This is a genomic window from Neobacillus mesonae, from assembly GCF_023715155.1.
GTDB classification, from domain to species: domain Bacteria; phylum Bacillota; class Bacilli; order Bacillales; family Cytobacillaceae; genus Neobacillus; species Neobacillus mesonae_A.
In genome coordinates this window covers 1-16,784 of sequence record NZ_JAMBNQ010000062.1, presented here as the reverse complement: position 1 = coordinate 16,784, position 16,784 = coordinate 1, and the positions used below count along the sequence as shown (strand labels likewise).

Here is a 16,784-nt window from a genome sequence, read left to right as displayed (position 1 = left end):
TAAATAGTCCGGCGGTGATGGCGAGAAGGTCACACCCGTTCCCATACCGAACACGGAAGTTAAGCTTCTCAGCGCCGATGGTAGTTGGGGCCTTGCCCCTGTGAGAGTAGGACGCTGCCGGGCAAATGAAAAAGACAATCTTAAAAGGTTGTCTTTTTTCATTGCTTAGGAAATATTAAATCAAGGGTTCTTATAAAGACTTACTTATATTACTAATTAGGAATCTGAATCTGTTAAGTATTGATAAACCAAAAACGGCCCTTTCTTTAAAGTCACATCCAGAAAAAAGTGTATAAACGGGTAGTCACGGTTAGGCATTGTCTTGGTTAATTCACTCCACCATTCTGTTTCATACCTGGCAATCATACTTAAATTGTACAGCAATAAATAATGGGTAAGCAGTTCTGGAAAAGTAAAGATTTCATTTCTATGTAATGGAAAAACCCAATCATCTTCTTCCAAATTAAATTTAAGCGGTGAAATGGTTGAAGCCCCATGATCCTGCAGTTTAAAGCGAATTCCATTACCACTAAATTCCACATTTTGATTTACTTTTGAAACGATAAATTCCTTAAAGCGGTTTTCTGTCATATGGTAAAAGTCTAAGACAGTATCTGAAAGGACAAATAGTTCTCCCTCCCTCTTCGGTTTTTCAAATATCTTTTTATCTTCATGCAATAGGAATAACCCATCCAGCTCAGGTATAAGTTGTAATAAATCTTTCATCATGATTTTTTCGCCTTCTAATTGTTTCATATGGAACATTTTTTCAGACATATAGGGGAAGAGTCCGTTTTTTTGAATTTTTACCTCATCATTGAAAAAGAGGTAGTTCTGCTTCTTCCGTTTCCTGGTAGAAACCCCATGGGCTAACACAGTTGTTGATTCAGGATAAGCAGGATCGATGGTTAAAATACAAGCCTTAATTAAATGGACAAGGCCATAAAACAGCAAAATTGGTTTTAAAATTAGCGGTGCCTTTTCTGCCTGCTGATAATATATTTGTCCATGTTCCAAATAATAAAGAAAGGAATAACAGTTTTCGTAGCTCTTTACTTCAGGATTTTCAACGTTTCCCTTTATGTAATGACTTTTTAAATATTTTTGACAATACTCTGCTGAAAAGAAGCAGGTAAAACTTTTCCATCCATTTTTATTATAGTTCAAATTGTACCACCTATTTTCAGAATTATCTTTCTTAGTGCATGTTTCTTGACAGTATTTTGTCCAATTGATAACCTACAAATAATATTTTTTGTCCAGGAGGCCGTAAAAATGTGGGAAAATAAGTTTGTAAAAGAAGGTTTAACGTTTGATGATGTATTGTTGATTCCTGGTCCATCTGAAGTTCTTCCAAGAGATGTTAATTTAAAGGTTGAATTATCACCTAATGTAAAACTTAATATCCCGATTATTAGTGCCGGGATGGACACAGTAACGGAATATGAAATGGCTATTGCCATGGCACGTCAAGGCGGTTTAGGAGTTATTCATAAAAATATGTCCATTGAACAGCAGGCAGAAATGGTAGAAAAAGTTAAACGATCTGAAAGCGGAGTTATTACTGATCCATTCTTCTTAACACCTGACCGTCAAGTATATGATGCTGAACATTTAATGGGGAAATATCGTATCTCTGGTGTTCCTATTGTAAATAATGTGGAGGAACAAAAATTAATCGGTATTATTACAAACAGAGACCTTCGTTTCATAGAAGATTACTCCTTTAAAATTTCTGATGTGATGACGAAGGAAAATCTGATTACGGCTCCTGTTGGTACAACTTTAGCTGAAGCAGAGAAGATTTTACAAAAACATAAAATTGAAAAGTTACCTCTAGTCGATCAGCAGGGAGTGTTAAAAGGACTAATTACAATTAAAGACATTGAAAAAGTGATTGAATTCCCTAACTCAGCGAAAGACAAGCAAGGCCGTTTATTAGCTGCAGGTGCTGTCGGGGTTACGAAGGATACAATGAGACGTGTAGAAGGGCTTGTTAAGGCAAACGTAGATGCAATTGTTATTGATACAGCTCACGGTCATTCAAAAGGTGTTCTTGACACCGTAAGGGAAATTAGAGAGGCGTATCCTGATTTAACTATTATTGCTGGTAACGTAGCAACAGCCGGCGGTACAAAGGCTCTAATTGAAGCTGGTGTAGACGTGGTTAAGGTTGGAATTGGGCCTGGATCAATTTGTACTACAAGGGTAGTTGCCGGTGTAGGTGTTCCGCAAATTACAGCAATCTATGATTGTGCAGCGGAAGCAATGAAGCATGGCAAGACGATTATTGCTGATGGCGGTATTAAATACTCTGGAGATGTTGTAAAGGCGCTTGCCGCTGGCGGACATGCTGTCATGCTTGGCAGTCTTTTAGCTGGTACGACAGAAAGCCCAGGAGAAACAGAAATCTTCCAAGGACGCCGCTTCAAAGTATATCGCGGTATGGGTTCTGTTTCTGCAATGGAAAAAGGTTCAAAAGATCGTTATTTCCAAGAGGATGCTAAAAAGTTTGTTCCTGAAGGTATCGAAGGCCGCCTGCCATATAAAGGACCTTTGGCTGATACCATTTACCAAATTATCGGCGGTTTACGTTCTGGTATGGGATACTGTGGTTCAAAAGACTTAGAAGCATTAAGAACAGAAGCGCAATTTATTCGAATGACTGGTGCAGGCTTAAGAGAAAGCCATCCACATGATGTTCAAATCACTAAAGAAGCACCAAACTATTCAATGTAAAAGAGAAGCCTGGCTTCTCTTTTTTTTTTGTTTGCAGCATCAGTAATGCAAATTTGGGCTTCTTCATAATAAGAAAGTCCTATTTTTAGCTGGTAATAAGTTGTTTAAATGCTCTACCTATGATTTAAATTGGACTTGTGTTAAAATAACCAAGGTGTACTAAATCGTTGGAGGGCATATTAAGTGAAAAAACATGTTTTTCGTAGGTTAGCTGCCGGTGTAATGGCTGTTGCGCTTACTGTCAGCCTATTTGGCGGGGCGAAGCAGGCGAATGCACAAGCGGCTTTAAACGTAAATGCTGATGGTGCTATTTTGGTAGATGCAGAAACAGGAAAGATTCTCTATGAAAAGAATGCTGACAGTCCGCTTGGAGTTGCCAGTATGACGAAAATGATGACGGAATATCTATTGCTTGATGCTGTGAAACAAGGCAAGGTGAAATGGGACCAGGAGTATTCAGTCAGTGACCTTGTATACAAAATGTCACAGCCAAGGGAATTATCAAATGTTCCGTTACGTAAGGACGGAAAATATAATGTAAGAGAATTATATGAAGCGATGGCTATCTATTCTGCGAATGGTGCGACTATTGCTTTAGCAGAAATTATTGGCGGTTCAGAAACTAATTTTGTAAAAATGATGAATGAAAAGGCCAAAAAGTTAGGCTTAAAACATACTAAATTTGTAAATTCATGCGGCCTAAATAATGCAGATTACCATGGCGACCAGCCTGAAGGGACAGGCCCTGAAGATGAGAATGTTATGTCATCTCGTGATGTAGCTACATTGGCATTTCATCTTATTAATGAGTATCCAGATGTCCTAAAAACAGCCAGCACTCCAATGAAAGTCTTCCGTGAGGGAACGGATGACAGGATTGTCATGAAAAACTGGAACTGGATGCTGCCTTCATTGGTATATGGCTATCAGGGAATGGACGGTTTAAAAACGGGTACAACAGATTTCGCCGGCTACTGTTTTACAGGTACAGCCAGCCGTGACGGCAAACGATTTATTACAGTTGTTCAAAATGCCGTAAATTCAAGCGGTCAAGGCGGCTATAAGGCCCGCTTTGATGAATCAAGAAAAATGCTTGATTATGCTTTTAACAATACAACAAAAGAAGAACTGGTTCCTAAACACTATCAAGTGAAGGGACATAAAACAATCCCGGTTATAAAAGGGAAAGATGATCAAGTTAAAATTTACACGAAGTCTGCTATTGATATGGTGATAGAAAACGGCGAGAAGAATAATTATAAACCAGTATTAGTACTGGATAAAAAGAAATTGAATAAAAACGGTGAGCTGACAGCCCCAATTAAAAAGGGTGAAAAAATTGGCTACTTAACCGTTGAACCTAAAAATGGCGATAAAATTAAGTATTTGACAGAAGAAGGCAAAAAGAAGGTTCAAGTGGATGTAGTTGCAGCTCAAGATGTTGAAAAGGCCAATTGGTTTGTTTTAATGATGAGAGGCATTGGTCATTTCTTCGGTGATGTATGGGGTGGAATATCTTCAACCGTTAAGGGTTGGTTCTAAAAATTTCAATTAATCCCTAAAAATGGATAAATAAACTTGGGATTCCTGCCTTGACAGGAATCCTTTTTTGTTGCTTTAATGAATCTATGGAATAAATTATTCTAGTATTTTGAAATTGATATTTTTTTTCAAAACTACAAAGAGATTTTTAATTCATTTTGACAATAGAGGGGGACTTTAATAATGGTAACAGGTACGGATCGTGTAAAACGTGGAATGGCAGAAATGCAAAAGGGCGGCGTTATCATGGATGTCGTGAACGCTGAGCAGGCAAAGATTGCTGAAGAGGCAGGAGCAGTAGCAGTAATGGCTCTTGAGCGTGTTCCTTCAGACATTCGTGCAGCCGGCGGTGTTGCAAGAATGGCTGACCCTAGAATTATGGAAGAAGTCATGAATGCTGTATCAATTCCAGTCATGGCAAAGGCAAGAATTGGTCATATTGTTGAAGCAAGGATTTTAGAGGCAATGGGCGTTGACTACATTGATGAAAGTGAAGTATTAACTCCTGCAGATGAGGAATTCCATTTAAATAAAAATGCCTTTACCGTTCCTTTTGTCTGTGGATGCCGTGATTTAGGAGAAGCAGCCCGCAGAATTGGCGAAGGTGCTTCTATGCTTCGTACAAAGGGCGAGCCTGGAACTGGGAATATTGTTGAGGCAGTTCGTCATATGCGCAAAGTAAATGCTCAAGTTCGTAAAGTTGTTTCAATGAACGAAGACGAGCTAATGACTGAAGCAAAGAATTTGGGTGCACCATATGAAGTCCTTCTTGAAATTAAGCGTCTTGGCCGTCTTCCAGTGGTTAACTTTGCAGCCGGCGGTATAGCAACCCCTGCTGATGCAGCGTTAATGATGGAATTAGGAGCTGATGGGGTATTTGTAGGATCTGGTATCTTCAAATCAGAAAACCCTGCATTATTCGCTAAAGCTATTGTAGAAGCAACTACCCATTACCAAGATTATAAATTAATTGCAGAGCTTTCTAAGAACCTAGGTACACCAATGAAGGGAATTGAAATTTCATCATTGGCACCAGAAGACCGCATGCAAGAACGCGGCTGGTAAAAAGAAAAGCAAAAAGCGCTTTGACCTGGTGCTAAAGCTTTACAAGTTACATGTTTCATTATGTATAGATAATTTCACAAAAACAGAACTTTTTTTAAAAAGTTCTGTTTTTCAAAACAAAGGGGTATTTTTATGATAAAAATAGGCGTTCTCGCATTGCAAGGAGCTGTCCGTGAACATATTAAATCTATAGAATCATGTGGTGTAGAAGCAGTCGCCATTAAGCATAAAGAAGAATTACAGGAAGTGGATGGTCTGATTCTTCCTGGCGGAGAAAGCACCACCATGCGCCGATTAATTGATAAATATGATTTTATGGATTCTTTAAAGGAATTTGCGAAGGAAGGTAAGCCGATGTTCGGTACGTGTGCCGGCTTAATTCTTTTAGCAAAAAATCTTGCAGGCTACAGTGAACCTCATATTGGTGTAATGGACGTTACGGTTGAACGCAATTCATTCGGCCGCCAAGTGGATAGCTTCGAGGCAGAGCTTGCGGTTAAGGATGTTGCTTCTGATTTTCCAGCGGTTTTCATCCGTGCACCTCATATCGTAGAAGCTGGGGAGAATGTAGAAGTCCTCGCTAAACATGAAGGCCGCATTGTGGCCGCACGTGAAGGGCAGTTTTTGGGATGTTCTTTCCATCCAGAATTAACGGATGACCACCGCATTACGGCCTACTTTGTTGATATGGTTAAGGAAGCCAAACAAAGTCATCTTGTGAATGCGGAATAATTTGGTTGCATTTGGCACACACTTATAGTAAATTAAGAAATACAAATTGATATGAGTAAAGCAATGAGAGGAACTAGTAACAAGGATTTTATTCTTTAGAGAGCCGGTGGCTGGTGAAAATCGGCGGATAATGCTTGTGAATCCATCCTCGAGCAAAGTGTGGAACACCCCATAATAGGGTCAGTAAGTACTTTCGGCAAAAACCGTTAATTTTTTGAGGTGGACAGGTGACTGTCAACCAGGGTGGTATCGCGAGCAACTCTCGTCCCTGTATTGGGGCGGGAGTTTTTTATTTTTACATCGAATTTGCGGAGTGCAGATATATGGCATCAAGCCGTAAATATATCAGTTAATCACACAGATTAAATCCGCAGAAAAGGTACCTAAACTTGCAGATATCCGTCAGATAAAATAAAGGAGTGTCAAAAAGAATGCTTGATTTAAAACTTTTAAGAGCTAATTTTGCAGAAGTAAAAGACAAACTGCAGCACCGTGGTGAAGATTTAACTGATTTGGGCCGCTTTGAAGAGCTGGATTTTAAAAGACGTGAGTTAATTGTCGAGTCAGAACAGCTAAAATCAAAGCGTAATGAAGTATCACAGCAAGTAGCAGCGTTAAAGCGCGAGAAAAAGGATGCCGATCATCTGATCACGGAAATGCGTGAGGTGGGTGACAGGATTAAAACACTGGATGATGAGTTAAGAGGTGTGGAGGAAACATTACAGCAGCTGTTATTAAGCATTCCTAATATTCCTCATGAAAGTGTTCCAGTCGGAGAATCCGAAGATGATAATGTGGAAGTCAGAAAGTGGGGCCAAATTCGTGAGTTCAACTTTGAGGCCAAACCGCACTGGGATATTGCTGACTATTTAGGTATCCTTGATTTTGAACGTGCTGGTAAGGTTACCGGCAGCCGTTTCGTTTTTTATAAAGGCCTTGGGGCTCGCTTGGAGCGTGCCTTAATAAGCTTCATGCTGGATCTTCATGTTGATAAGCATGGCTACACGGAAGTCCTGCCGCCATACATGGTAAACCGTGCAAGCATGACGGGGACAGGGCAGCTGCCTAAGTTTGAAGAGGACGCTTTCCTTATTGAAAGTGAAGATTACTTCTTAATCCCAACTGCAGAAGTGCCAGTAACAAATTTATATCGTGATGAAATTCTTAACGGGGAAGAGCTGCCGCTAAAATATGCTGCTTACAGTGCATGTTTCCGTTCTGAAGCGGGCTCTGCTGGCCGTGATACCAGAGGATTGATCCGTCAGCACCAGTTCAATAAGGTTGAGCTTGTGAAGTTTGTTAAGCCAGAGGATTCTTATGATGAGCTGGAAAAGCTGACAAATAATGCAGAACGTGTCCTGCAGTTATTAGAGCTGCCATACCACGTCTTAAGCATGTGTACGGCTGACCTTGGTTTTACGGCTGCGAAAAAGTATGATATTGAAGTCTGGCTGCCAAGCTATGGAACCTACCGTGAGATTTCTTCTTGCAGTAATTTTGAAGCATTCCAGGCAAGAAGAGCTAATATCCGCTTCCGTCGTGATCCGAAGGCAAAACCGGAACATGTTCATACATTAAACGGATCTGGCCTTGCCATTGGCCGCACGGTCGCTGCCATTTTGGAAAATTATCAGCAGGAAGATGGCAGTGTTGTTATTCCAACAGTTCTTCGTCCATATATGGGAGGACGCGAGGTAATCAAACCGGAGCAGTAATAGTCAAATATCGAGCGGGTTCACGCCTGCTCGATATTTTTCTAAAAATGGAGTTGACACATACGTACAAAATATGATAAATTATCTCTTGTTGTACGGAGGAATACCCAAGTCCGGCTGAAGGGATCGGTCTTGAAAACCGACAGGCGGGTTAAACCGCGCGGGGGTTCGAATCCCTCTTCCTCCGCCACATTAGATATAATTGCGCATAAAAAACTGGAGATAAAAATTCGTTACAAATTCTTGTAGCGAATTTTTTTTTGATAAAAAGCAAAGGCACATACTGGTTTAACCAATATGTGCCTTTGCTGTATAAAGAATCTCATTTAATTTGTCTTCCACATCACGGCAGACCTTCAAGGCGTCAGCTTCATTATTCACGACATCAGTGGTGTCCATGTCAATCACTAATACCTCGCTGGCATTATACCGCTTCATCACCCATTCGTCATAGCCCTTCCAAACTTCAAAATAATATTCCTTCAGCTCAGGATTAATTTCAAAGCTGCGGCCGCGGGCCATAATGCGGTCAATCACTGTATCAAATGATCCTTTTAAGTAGACCATTAAATCCGGTGCCTTTTTAGGGAGCTCTGCCAGCTCCTCCATCATATTATTAACAAGCTCTTCATAAATGTTAAATTCAAGGCCTGAAATCCTGCCAAGTTTTTTATTGACATAGGCAAAATACCAATCTTCATAAATGGAACGGTCTTGTATGGTATAAATGGGATTTTCCCAGTTCATACAGTCTTTTACCGTTTTGAATCGTTTGTTTAGGAAAAATAACTGCAGCAGGAATGGGATTCTTTTGGCATCCAATTCTTCCTGTGTTAATTCATAATAAAGCGGAAGAATGGGATTATCATCCACTGCTTCGTAAAATACTTTACTGTCAATTCCTTTATGTTGAAAGTGCGCTTTTAATGTATCTGCAACACTCGTTTTCCCCAGTCCAATCATACCGCCAATAACGATGCTCACGAACATCCCCCTGTTCTTAAAATGTTTGTCCAGCTGGCAGATTTAAGCATAAGTGATAATTGTTGAAAGATAAATTGTAAATCGCTCTGGTTTTTTACAAAATCCAATTCGTCCCCATTGAAGCGAAGAATAGGTATATCTGGATGTTCCTTCTCAAAGATTGCCATGGTCTCTTTATAATCAAGTGAGAGCTGTTCAAGATACAGCGGACTGATATTTTTTTCTATCTCACGCCCTCTTTGCTTTATTCGTTTTACCAATGTATCAAGGCTGGCATTCAAATAAATTATGATATTGGGCTTTGGCATATCCTCTGTTAATATTTGATAAATTTGATAATACTTTTTGTATTCCTCTTTATTTAATGTCCGCTTCGCAAAAATTAAGTTTTTAAAAATATGGTAATCTGCTACAACAGCTTGATTTTTGCTTAAGTAATGGGTATTGATATCTCCTAATTGCTTAAAACGATTGCAGAGGAAAAACATTTCTGTCTGAAAGCTCCACTCTTCGATGTTTTCATAAAATTTCCCTAAAAATGGATTTTCATCGACAATCTCTTTTAACAGTGTAAACTGAAATTGCTCAGAAATGGCTCTGGCAAGAGAGGTCTTTCCTACACCAATTGGGCCTTCGACGGTTATAAAGGGTATCCGCTCCATCTGCTTTCCTCCTTCTCCACCTGCTGAATCTAATCCGTGATGACCCGGAAAGATTATATATATAACTACTGTCAGTTAATGCGATAAAAAACGACAATTTTTTTACATGCAAAGATTATTTTATCACACTCCTACCCGGGAGGGGATATGAAATTTTAAGGAGGTCTAGTTTTAAAAATAAGGCTATGTTAAACTTGGCTGTTGATTTTTGCTCCTGGCACGTACTCCCGCAGGACACTGAATTGACATCTTTGAATCTGCCCATTTACGAGGAGTCTTCATGCCTTCCACTACAATTAACAGGGTTATAAAAAATAAAAAATCAACACCGCTCTTTAACAGACAAAAAAAAACTGCCGGTTCGACGGCAGTTTAGGTTCCTCGTTTTGTTACATTGAAGTTGTCAACGATTAACAGCCAGTTTTGAGGAAAAGCTAAACCCAGCTTCCAATAACTCATCCCTCTTAATTTTAATTCCTTAATTAAATCAAATTTAGCCTGGATGGAACGGGCATCTTCAAACCAAACCTCGTGCTGCTTCCCCTCGGAATCGGTATATTTGAAAAACGGTGCTTGTGCTTTTGTATTGTATTGAATCGGAACATTGTGGCTTGATGCAAGCTGGATTGCCTGCTGTGGACTAACGGCTTTTGCAATCGAACCTTGAACAAATGGAAGTGTCCAGTCATAGCCATATAAATTTTGCCCCATTAAAATTTTGCCCGGCGGCATTTCTGACACTGCATATTCTAGTACCTTTCGCACCTGGTCAATAGGGGAGACTGCCATTGCCGGGCCGCCGCTATACCCCCATTCATAGGTCATAATGACAACAAAATCTGAAATTTCCCCATGTGCCTTATAGTCATGTGCTTCATACCATAATCCTTTTTGCTCCCGGCTTGTTTTGGGGGCAAGAGCTGTAGACATAAGCCAGCCCTCACGTTGAAACCTTTGTTTAGCTTTCCTTAAAAAACGGTTGTAGGCTTCACGATCTGCAGGACGTATAAACTCAAAATCAAAGTGGATATCGCGGAAACCATATTTTTTTGCGGTTGCCACGATGTTATTTAAAAATTTATCTTGAATTCCCATGTCATTAAGTAATATTTTTCCTAATTCATTACTAAACTGGTCATTCTCCTGGTTATTAATGACCATCATTAAGACGTTTCGATTGGCTTTGGCAATAGCGGGAAATTGATTGAGCAGCGGTTCCTTCAATGTGCCGTCACGGCGTGCTTGAAAGCTGAATGGGGCTAAATAGGTCAGATAGGGACCTGCTTCGCGGGCACTGTTCTCTAATGCCGGTGCAACCGTAGTGCCGCGCGGTTCAACGTATGCATTAAATTCCCCATTTCTTTTTTTGCCTTCTGGAATATAAAGCCTGAGGCCTGTATATAATGGCTGGTTAATAGGAATTTGGTTGATGGAGGCGAGCTGTTGGTAGGGGACTCCAACCTTCTGCCCGATTGAAAATAGAGTGTCCCCCTGCTGGACAAAATAAAAATGACCAATGATTGGAATAACCATAGCCTGGCCTACTACAAGATTATTTGGATTTGGCAAATCATTTGCCTCAGTAATATCGTTAACGGTTGAATGATACGTCCTTGCAATCGTCGTCAATGTCTCATTGCGCTTTACAATGTGGATTTGCATACCTACTCCTCCTCTTACAAACATACGCTACCACCATTCTATGAGGAGGGGGATGAATTCATGATAGAGTGTTGATAACTCTTATAGGCTCAATATTCGCCTTTAACACATTTTGCATCATTTTGAGAGCATAGGTATTATCCTGATCATCAACGGATGCAACGCAGTTGGATGGTACAAGAAGACGGAATTCCCTCATATAAGCATCATTAGCAGTAAACAGAACGCAGATATTCCCGGCAATGCCTGTTAAAATAAGGGTGTCTGCTTTCAGTTGGTGCAGCAGCGTATTTAATGCTGTCCCGTAAAAGGCGGAATGTTTTGGTTTAATTAAAAAGAAGTCATCTTTTTCAGGATGCAAAAGCTGTAAAATAGGCTGGCTATAGCTGTTTTGGCAATGCTGAATAATTCTTTGATAGTCTGCCTGCCATAGATTATAATGGTCGTTAATAAAAACAACCGGCATTTTCATTCTATTAAAATGGTCCTTTAGCTTTTTGATTGGCTGTGCAATTTTTTTAGCTTTATTAGCTAAAACAGGACCGCTGTGAAAATCAAAATCGTTAATCATGTCGATAATGATGAGGGCTGTTTTAGATTCATTCATAAATCAGTCTCTCCTTCCTTTTTATTTTGGTGAGAGCACTCAGTTTTTATCCTCTTAATAATATTTACTCTATAAAGGCGGTTGGCTGAATGGAATTACAAGACGAATACTTTATGCAAGAAGCAATAAAAGAAGCAAAAAAGGCCGAGGAGCTAAACGAGGTGCCGATTGGAGCCGTTATTGTTCATGATGGTAATATTATTTCCCGGGCACATAATTTACGTGAAAGTGAACAGAAGTCAACAGCTCATGCTGAATTATTAGCCATTGACCAGGCATGCCGGATCAGGGGATCGTGGCGGCTGGAGGATACCACTCTGTATGTCACGCTGGAGCCATGCCCTATGTGTTCAGGAGCCATTATATTATCGCGGGTAAAGCGTGTCGTTTACGGGGCTGGTGACCCTAAGGGCGGCTGTGCCGGAACATTGATGAATCTATTGGAGGATGAGCGTTTTAACCATCAAAGTGAAGTTGTCAAAGGAGTGCTTGAGAAAGAATGCGGGGAATTACTGTCGACCTTTTTTAGAACCATTCGCGAAAGAAAAAGACAGGAGAAAAAATTTAAGCGCGATTTTAAACTTACAGAAATTGACAGTTGATAATCATTGCTTTTTTACTAGATTATTTGTATACTAAAAAGGCGTCAGATAAGACGCACTAAAAAATTGGTATCAACTTTGCCGTGCTAGGTGGGGAGGTAGCGGTGCCCTGTACCCGCAATCCGCTCTAGCGGGACTGAATCCCTTCCCGAGGCTGATATCCTGTAGGGCCTGCCTTAAGTAAGTGGTGTTGACGCCTGGGTCCTGCGCAATGGGAATCCATGAACCATGTCAGGTCCGGAAGGAAGCAGCATTAAGTGGACTCTCCCATGTGCCGCAGGGGTGCCTGGGCCGAGCTAACTGCTTAAGTAACGCCTATGGGTGTCAGTCGACGGAAGGTGCACGGCAGTTATTACATATTATCAAATTTAAACTCACTTCAGAATTTTGAGGTGAGTTTTTTGATGTACTCTTTGGAAAAGTGGAAAAGGATACGTTATAATAGTTAATATGAGTAATTTTTGAAGGAGGCGGTGTCTTGTGGCTTATCAAGCTTTATATCGTGTTTGGCGCCCTCAGAACTTTTTGGATGTGGTAGGGCAAGAACATGTCACAAAGACGTTGCAAAACGCCTTGCTTCAACAGAAGATCTCCCATGCATACCTATTTTCCGGTCCAAGAGGAACAGGAAAGACTAGTGCAGCTAAAATATTAGCGAAGGCTATTAACTGTGAGCATGCGCCGGTTTCTGAACCATGCAATGAATGTGCAGCCTGCCGGGGAATCACGAATGGGACGATTCCTGATGTTTTGGAATTTGACGCGGCATCTAATTCCAGGGTAGAAGAGATGCGGGATGTGCTTGATAAAGTCAAGTTTGCCCCCACTGCCGTTAAGTATAAGGTGTATATCATTGATGAGGTGCATATGCTCTCTATCAGTGCCTTTAATGCTTTGTTAAAAACATTAGAGGAACCACCAAAACATGTTATTTTTATTCTAGCAACAACAGAGCCGCATAAGATCCCGCTGACCATCATATCCCGCTGCCAGCGTTTCGACTTTAGAAGAATCACAGCAGGGTCCATTGTGAACCGGATGAAACTAATTGTTGAAGAATCAGGAATTGAATGTGAAGAAATGGCACTTCAAATGATTGCCAGGGCAGCAGACGGAGGAATGCGTGATGCTTTAAGTCTGCTCGACCAAGCTATTTCCTATAGTCAGGATAGGGTGACGCTTGAGGATGCTCTCACGGTAACAGGTGCGGTATCACAGGGATTTCTAAATAAAATGACTAAAGCAATACAAGAAAAAGATGTTGTACAGGGCCTTGAGTCATTGGATGAGCTTTTATTCCATGGAAAAGATCCGGCACGTTTTATAGAGGACTTCATATTATTTTTCCGCGATATGCTTCTCTATAAAGCTGCACCTAATTTGGAAGAATCTCTGGAGAGAGTCATGCTTGATGATGAGTTTCGGGATATGGCAGAGAAAATACCGATTGAAGAGATTTATGAGCTGATTGAGTTTTTAAATAAAACACAGCAGGATATGCGCTGGACGAATCACCCAAGGATTTTCCTCGAGGTAGCAATCGTCAAGCTCTGTCAATTGGAGACGGCTCCGTCTTCGCAGCCATCAACAGAGGGAATGGAACAATTATTAGCGAAGATAAACCAGCTTGAGCACGAATTGCATCAGCTAAAAACGACTGGTGCTGTAAAGGCTGAAGAAGCTGCACCACAGCCGCAAAAAACAGCTCATAGGACTTCTCGAAGTACGTTCCAAGCACCAGTTGGGAAAATAAATGAAGTATTAAAGAATGCAACAAAAAGTGATTTAAATCTTGTAAAAGCAAATTGGGGTGAAATGCGGGGAGGACTATTAAAATCCCATGCTGCCTTATTAAATGAAGCAGAACCGGTTGCGGCTTCAACTGCGGCCGTTATTATAAAATTCAAGCATGAAATGATTTGCCAAATGGCAATGAACCGACAAGACTTTCTTGAAGCAGTGGCAGCCGCATTGCTTAAATTGACGTCAAAGCATTTCTCATTGATTGGTGTTCCAGAAGAACAATGGATGGCAATACGCGAAGAATTTTTAAAGACCGGCCAGCATAATGAGGATGGAAGTCCAAGTGAAAATGCTCAGGAAGAGGAGCCGCACATTGCTGAAGCTAAAAAGCTATTCGGTGCTGAATTTGTTGAGATTATTGATTAGAAGAGAGTAAAGTGTTTATTTTAGAAGTATTTTCTTGGTAACACTTTAACTCGCAAGTGATTAAAAATAAATAAAAAGTGGAGGATGAGTGTATCATGCGTGGTGGAATGGGAAATATGCAAAATATGATGAAGCAAATGCAAAAAATGCAAAAGAAAATGGCTGAGGCCCAGGAGCAATTAGGAGAAGAACGAATTGAAGGGACCTCTGGCGGCGGTATGGTCACTGTCACAGTAACCGGACATAAAGAAATAGTAGATGTTCAAATCAAGCCTGAAGCTGTAGACCCAGATGATGTTGAAATGCTCCAAGACCTTGTATTGGCAGCCGTTAACGACGCCCTTAAAAAGGCGGATGAACTGACAAACAACACAATGGGGCAATTTACGAAGGGATTAAACATGCCGTTTTAATAGAAAGGCATAAGCGTCTTGTCCAGGGGCACGAGCCCGGGAGCCTGCGGGAAGGCTGCTTTTATTTTCATGGCAGATTAGCTTAGACCAAGTGCCCCTTGATGCTCAAGTTGAAATTTAAAATAAAAGAAAAAGTGCCAGTAAACTACATTGATTGAGCGGGCACTTTTCCTTTTTTTTGAGGAGAAAAAGGAAAATGCATTATCCAGAACCCATCTCAAAGTTAATAGATAGCTTTATGAAACTGCCGGGAATCGGTCCCAAAACTGCAGCCCGGCTGGCTTTTCATGTTTTAAATATGAAAGAAGATACGGTCCTCGACTTTGCCAAGGCACTTGTAAATGCGAAGCGGAATTTAACTTATTGTTCTATATGCGGCCACATTACTGACCAAGATCCTTGTTACATTTGTGAAGATTCACACCGGAATAAGAGCATAATATGTGTAGTGCAGGATCCTAAGGATGTCATTGCGATGGAAAAAATGAAGGAATTTAATGGGCTGTACCATGTCCTGCATGGCGCAATATCACCAATGGACGGAATTGGACCGGAAGATATTAATATTCCGGATTTACTTAAACGCCTTCAGGATGAGACGGTACAGGAAGTTATACTGGCAACCAATCCTAATATTGAAGGTGAAGCAACAGCCATGTATATTTCTCGTTTAATTAAACCATCAGGAATTAAAACCACTAGAATTGCTCACGGTCTCCCGGTTGGAGGGGATCTTGAATATGCGGATGAGGTCACATTGTCAAAAGCGCTTGAGGGACGGCGGGAATTATAAATTAACTATCACTTAATGGTCCGGAGGTATTTGGTTTATGTTTTTTCGGCGTAAAGAATGGCTTCGCAAGGAATTTGATGAAAAACTTCTAATTCAGCTGAATAGGTTTAAAGAAAGCTGGCAGAAGGAAAAGGCACTTCTTGAGAAAAGTTTCGACCCCTCTGAGGAAGTGATTTGTCAAACCAAAATTGCTGAAGCAAAATATATCTTCCTTTTGAGAGAAGCAAAACAAAGAAAGCTTTCTTTAAGAAGATAAGAATGGATAAGTTAAGAACAGACCTATTGATTTTCGTTATTCAGCCTAAGCGTTTAGCTTAGGTATTTTTAATACCCGTAAACAGCTTTAAGACCGCTCTGAATGAAGTTTTACTTTATTGTTCTATTTCAGATAACTTGTACATAATCTGTAAGTAAAGTGAACTTTGGAGGGGGATAGCTCTCTTGGAACCAATCATTGTCATTTCTATTCTTGGCGGCCTTATTATTTTAATGCTATTATTTGGGGCTCCTTTCAAGCCAGCCAGGTTTATTGGACAGGCAGCCATTAAATTGATTATTGGAGCATTATTTTTATTTTTTTTAAATGTAGCAGGAAACCAATATGGCATACATGTACCAATTAATTTTGCCACATCTGCTGTCTCAGGGTTCCTTGGAATCCCTGGACTATTTGCCTTAGTGGCAATCCAACAATGGGTTCTTTAACAACAGCGTCGCATGTTATGCGGCGTTTTTTTATTTAGTATCAAAAAATATTCTTCAGATAAAATATTTTTAGAAAGGTATTGACCTAAACATATAAATCGTGTAGTATATTAAGAGTCGTCACCACGACAAAGGAAAACATTAAAAGTTATTGACAAAGGTAGCTTGAAATGTTATATTAATAAAGTCGTTCTTTGAAAACTAAACAAACAAAACGTCAACAAACAATAATCATTCATCTCTTTAATGAGATGAAGCCAACGTAACTTTTATGAGCTAATCAACTCAACTTTTTTGGAGAGTTTGATCCTGGCTCAGGACGAACGCTGGCGGCGTGCCTAATACATGCAAGTCGAGCGAATCTTTGGGAGCTTGCTCCCAAAAGTTAGCGGCG

Annotated in this window: 16 protein-coding genes, 1 tRNA gene, 2 rRNA genes, 1 other RNA gene and 1 other annotated feature; of the genes, 15 read left to right on the top strand and 5 right to left on the bottom strand. The window is 40.4% G+C overall.

The genetic code is table 11. The features are described 5' to 3' along the window. Nucleotides 1-7 precede the first annotated feature (7 nt). Nucleotides 8-123 (top strand): 5S ribosomal RNA (rrf, locus tag M3183_RS25545). A gap of 93 nt (nucleotides 124-216) precedes the next feature. On the opposite strand, the gene M3183_RS25540 is transcribed toward rrf, so the two are convergent. Continuing rightward, nucleotides 217-1,167 carry a YaaC family protein gene (locus M3183_RS25540; protein ID WP_251474639.1) on the bottom strand — a complete coding sequence of 317 codons (951 nt, stop codon included), beginning with the start codon at nucleotides 1,165-1,167 and terminating at the stop codon, nucleotides 217-219. Nucleotides 1,168-1,275: 108 nt separating this feature from the next. Here M3183_RS25540 and guaB point away from each other — a divergent pair, with 108 nt between their 5' ends. From guaB to M3183_RS25510, 6 genes are all read left to right on the top strand, one after another. Continuing rightward, entirely contained in the window at nucleotides 1,276-2,739 is a 1,464-nt protein-coding gene (gene guaB / locus M3183_RS25535; protein ID WP_251474636.1) for an IMP dehydrogenase, read from the top strand. A gap of 222 nt (nucleotides 2,740-2,961) precedes the next feature. After that, the gene (locus M3183_RS25530) at nucleotides 2,962-4,281 is read left to right on the top strand and encodes a serine hydrolase (protein ID WP_251474645.1); all 1,320 of its coding nucleotides are present in this window, start codon (nucleotides 2,962-2,964) and stop codon (nucleotides 4,279-4,281) included. Nucleotides 4,282-4,461: 180 nt separating this feature from the next. Then, on the top strand, nucleotides 4,462-5,346 hold the full coding sequence (gene pdxS / locus M3183_RS25525) for a pyridoxal 5'-phosphate synthase lyase subunit PdxS (RefSeq protein ID WP_251474642.1): 885 nt from the start codon (nucleotides 4,462-4,464) through the stop codon (nucleotides 5,344-5,346). 132 nt (nucleotides 5,347-5,478) lie between these two features. After that, nucleotides 5,479-6,078: a pyridoxal 5'-phosphate synthase glutaminase subunit PdxT gene (pdxT, locus tag M3183_RS25520; RefSeq protein ID WP_251474633.1), complete on the top strand. Its 600-nt coding sequence runs from the start codon at nucleotides 5,479-5,481 to the stop codon at nucleotides 6,076-6,078. 54 nt (nucleotides 6,079-6,132) lie between these two features. Further along, nucleotides 6,133-6,351, top strand: a binding site (T-box leader). A gap of 158 nt (nucleotides 6,352-6,509) precedes the next feature. Beyond that, nucleotides 6,510-7,793 (top strand): serine--tRNA ligase, encoded by a 1,284-nt coding sequence (serS, locus tag M3183_RS25515; RefSeq protein ID WP_251474632.1) that lies wholly within the window; start codon nucleotides 6,510-6,512, stop codon nucleotides 7,791-7,793. Between the two features lie 97 nt (nucleotides 7,794-7,890). Beyond that, a tRNA-Ser gene (locus M3183_RS25510) sits at nucleotides 7,891-7,983 on the top strand. A gap of 98 nt (nucleotides 7,984-8,081) precedes the next feature. On the opposite strand, the gene M3183_RS25505 is transcribed toward M3183_RS25510, so the two are convergent. The 4 genes from M3183_RS25505 to M3183_RS25490 form a co-directional block, all read right to left on the bottom strand. Next, on the bottom strand, nucleotides 8,082-8,777 hold the full coding sequence (locus tag M3183_RS25505) for a deoxynucleoside kinase (RefSeq protein WP_251474627.1): 696 nt from the start codon (nucleotides 8,775-8,777) through the stop codon (nucleotides 8,082-8,084). Then, nucleotides 8,774-9,439: a deoxynucleoside kinase gene (locus M3183_RS25500; RefSeq protein ID WP_251474624.1), complete on the bottom strand. Its 666-nt coding sequence runs from the start codon at nucleotides 9,437-9,439 to the stop codon at nucleotides 8,774-8,776. Before M3183_RS25500 ends, M3183_RS25505 begins: the two co-directional genes overlap by 4 nt. Before the next feature lie 372 nt (nucleotides 9,440-9,811). Then, nucleotides 9,812-11,101, bottom strand: a complete 1,290-nt coding sequence (locus M3183_RS25495) for a glycosyl hydrolase family 18 protein (protein WP_251474621.1) — start codon at nucleotides 11,099-11,101, stop codon at nucleotides 9,812-9,814. A gap of 58 nt (nucleotides 11,102-11,159) precedes the next feature. Further along, nucleotides 11,160-11,708 (bottom strand): cysteine hydrolase family protein, encoded by a 549-nt coding sequence (locus M3183_RS25490; protein WP_251474618.1) that lies wholly within the window; start codon nucleotides 11,706-11,708, stop codon nucleotides 11,160-11,162. 89 nt (nucleotides 11,709-11,797) lie between these two features. On the opposite strand from M3183_RS25490, the gene tadA reads away from it, so the two are divergent. From tadA to M3183_RS25450, 8 genes are all read left to right on the top strand, one after another. Beyond that, complete coding sequence (gene tadA, locus M3183_RS25485; protein WP_251474616.1) at nucleotides 11,798-12,310, top strand: tRNA adenosine(34) deaminase TadA; 513 nt, start codon at nucleotides 11,798-11,800, stop codon at nucleotides 12,308-12,310. 81 nt (nucleotides 12,311-12,391) lie between these two features. Further along, nucleotides 12,392-12,656, top strand: an RNA gene (gene ffs / locus M3183_RS25480) — signal recognition particle sRNA large type. A gap of 134 nt (nucleotides 12,657-12,790) precedes the next feature. After that, a complete protein-coding gene (gene dnaX, locus M3183_RS25475) occupies nucleotides 12,791-14,479 on the top strand; it encodes a DNA polymerase III subunit gamma/tau (RefSeq protein ID WP_251474613.1) in 1,689 nt (562 codons plus the stop codon). Nucleotides 14,480-14,574: 95 nt separating this feature from the next. Then, nucleotides 14,575-14,892: a YbaB/EbfC family nucleoid-associated protein gene (locus tag M3183_RS25470; RefSeq protein ID WP_251474612.1), complete on the top strand. Its 318-nt coding sequence runs from the start codon at nucleotides 14,575-14,577 to the stop codon at nucleotides 14,890-14,892. A gap of 196 nt (nucleotides 14,893-15,088) precedes the next feature. After that, nucleotides 15,089-15,685 carry a recombination mediator RecR gene (recR, locus tag M3183_RS25465; RefSeq protein WP_251474609.1) on the top strand — a complete coding sequence of 199 codons (597 nt, stop codon included), beginning with the start codon at nucleotides 15,089-15,091 and terminating at the stop codon, nucleotides 15,683-15,685. A 37-nt stretch (nucleotides 15,686-15,722) separates the two neighbouring features. Further along, complete coding sequence (locus M3183_RS25460; protein ID WP_251474603.1) at nucleotides 15,723-15,941, top strand: YaaL family protein; 219 nt, start codon at nucleotides 15,723-15,725, stop codon at nucleotides 15,939-15,941. 185 nt (nucleotides 15,942-16,126) lie between these two features. Further along, entirely contained in the window at nucleotides 16,127-16,390 is a 264-nt protein-coding gene (locus tag M3183_RS25455) for a pro-sigmaK processing inhibitor BofA family protein (protein WP_251474600.1), read from the top strand. A 291-nt stretch (nucleotides 16,391-16,681) separates the two neighbouring features. Further along, nucleotides 16,682-16,784 (top strand): 16S ribosomal RNA (locus M3183_RS25450); the annotation flags it as partial.

Bases quoted from the DNA above. Each gene is read 5' to 3' on its own strand.
- M3183_RS25530 (WP_251474645.1), top strand. From the start codon at position 2,962: ATGGCTGTTGCGCTTACTGTCAGCCTATTTGGCGGGGCGAAGCAGGCG.
- M3183_RS25500 (WP_251474624.1), bottom strand. From the start codon at position 9,439: ATGGAGCGGATACCCTTTATAACCGTCGAAGGCCCAATTGGTGTAGGA.
- pdxT (WP_251474633.1), top strand. From the start codon at position 5,479: ATGATAAAAATAGGCGTTCTCGCATTGCAAGGAGCTGTCCGTGAACAT.
- serS (WP_251474632.1), top strand. From the start codon at position 6,510: ATGCTTGATTTAAAACTTTTAAGAGCTAATTTTGCAGAAGTAAAAGAC.
- guaB (WP_251474636.1), top strand. From the start codon at position 1,276: ATGTGGGAAAATAAGTTTGTAAAAGAAGGTTTAACGTTTGATGATGTA.
- M3183_RS25470 (WP_251474612.1), top strand. From the start codon at position 14,575: ATGCGTGGTGGAATGGGAAATATGCAAAATATGATGAAGCAAATGCAA.
- tadA (WP_251474616.1), top strand. From the start codon at position 11,798: ATGGAATTACAAGACGAATACTTTATGCAAGAAGCAATAAAAGAAGCA.
- M3183_RS25460 (WP_251474603.1), top strand. From the start codon at position 15,723: ATGTTTTTTCGGCGTAAAGAATGGCTTCGCAAGGAATTTGATGAAAAA.
- M3183_RS25495 (WP_251474621.1), bottom strand. From the start codon at position 11,101: ATGCAAATCCACATTGTAAAGCGCAATGAGACATTGACGACGATTGCA.
- recR (WP_251474609.1), top strand. From the start codon at position 15,089: ATGCATTATCCAGAACCCATCTCAAAGTTAATAGATAGCTTTATGAAA.
- M3183_RS25490 (WP_251474618.1), bottom strand. From the start codon at position 11,708: ATGAATGAATCTAAAACAGCCCTCATCATTATCGACATGATTAACGAT.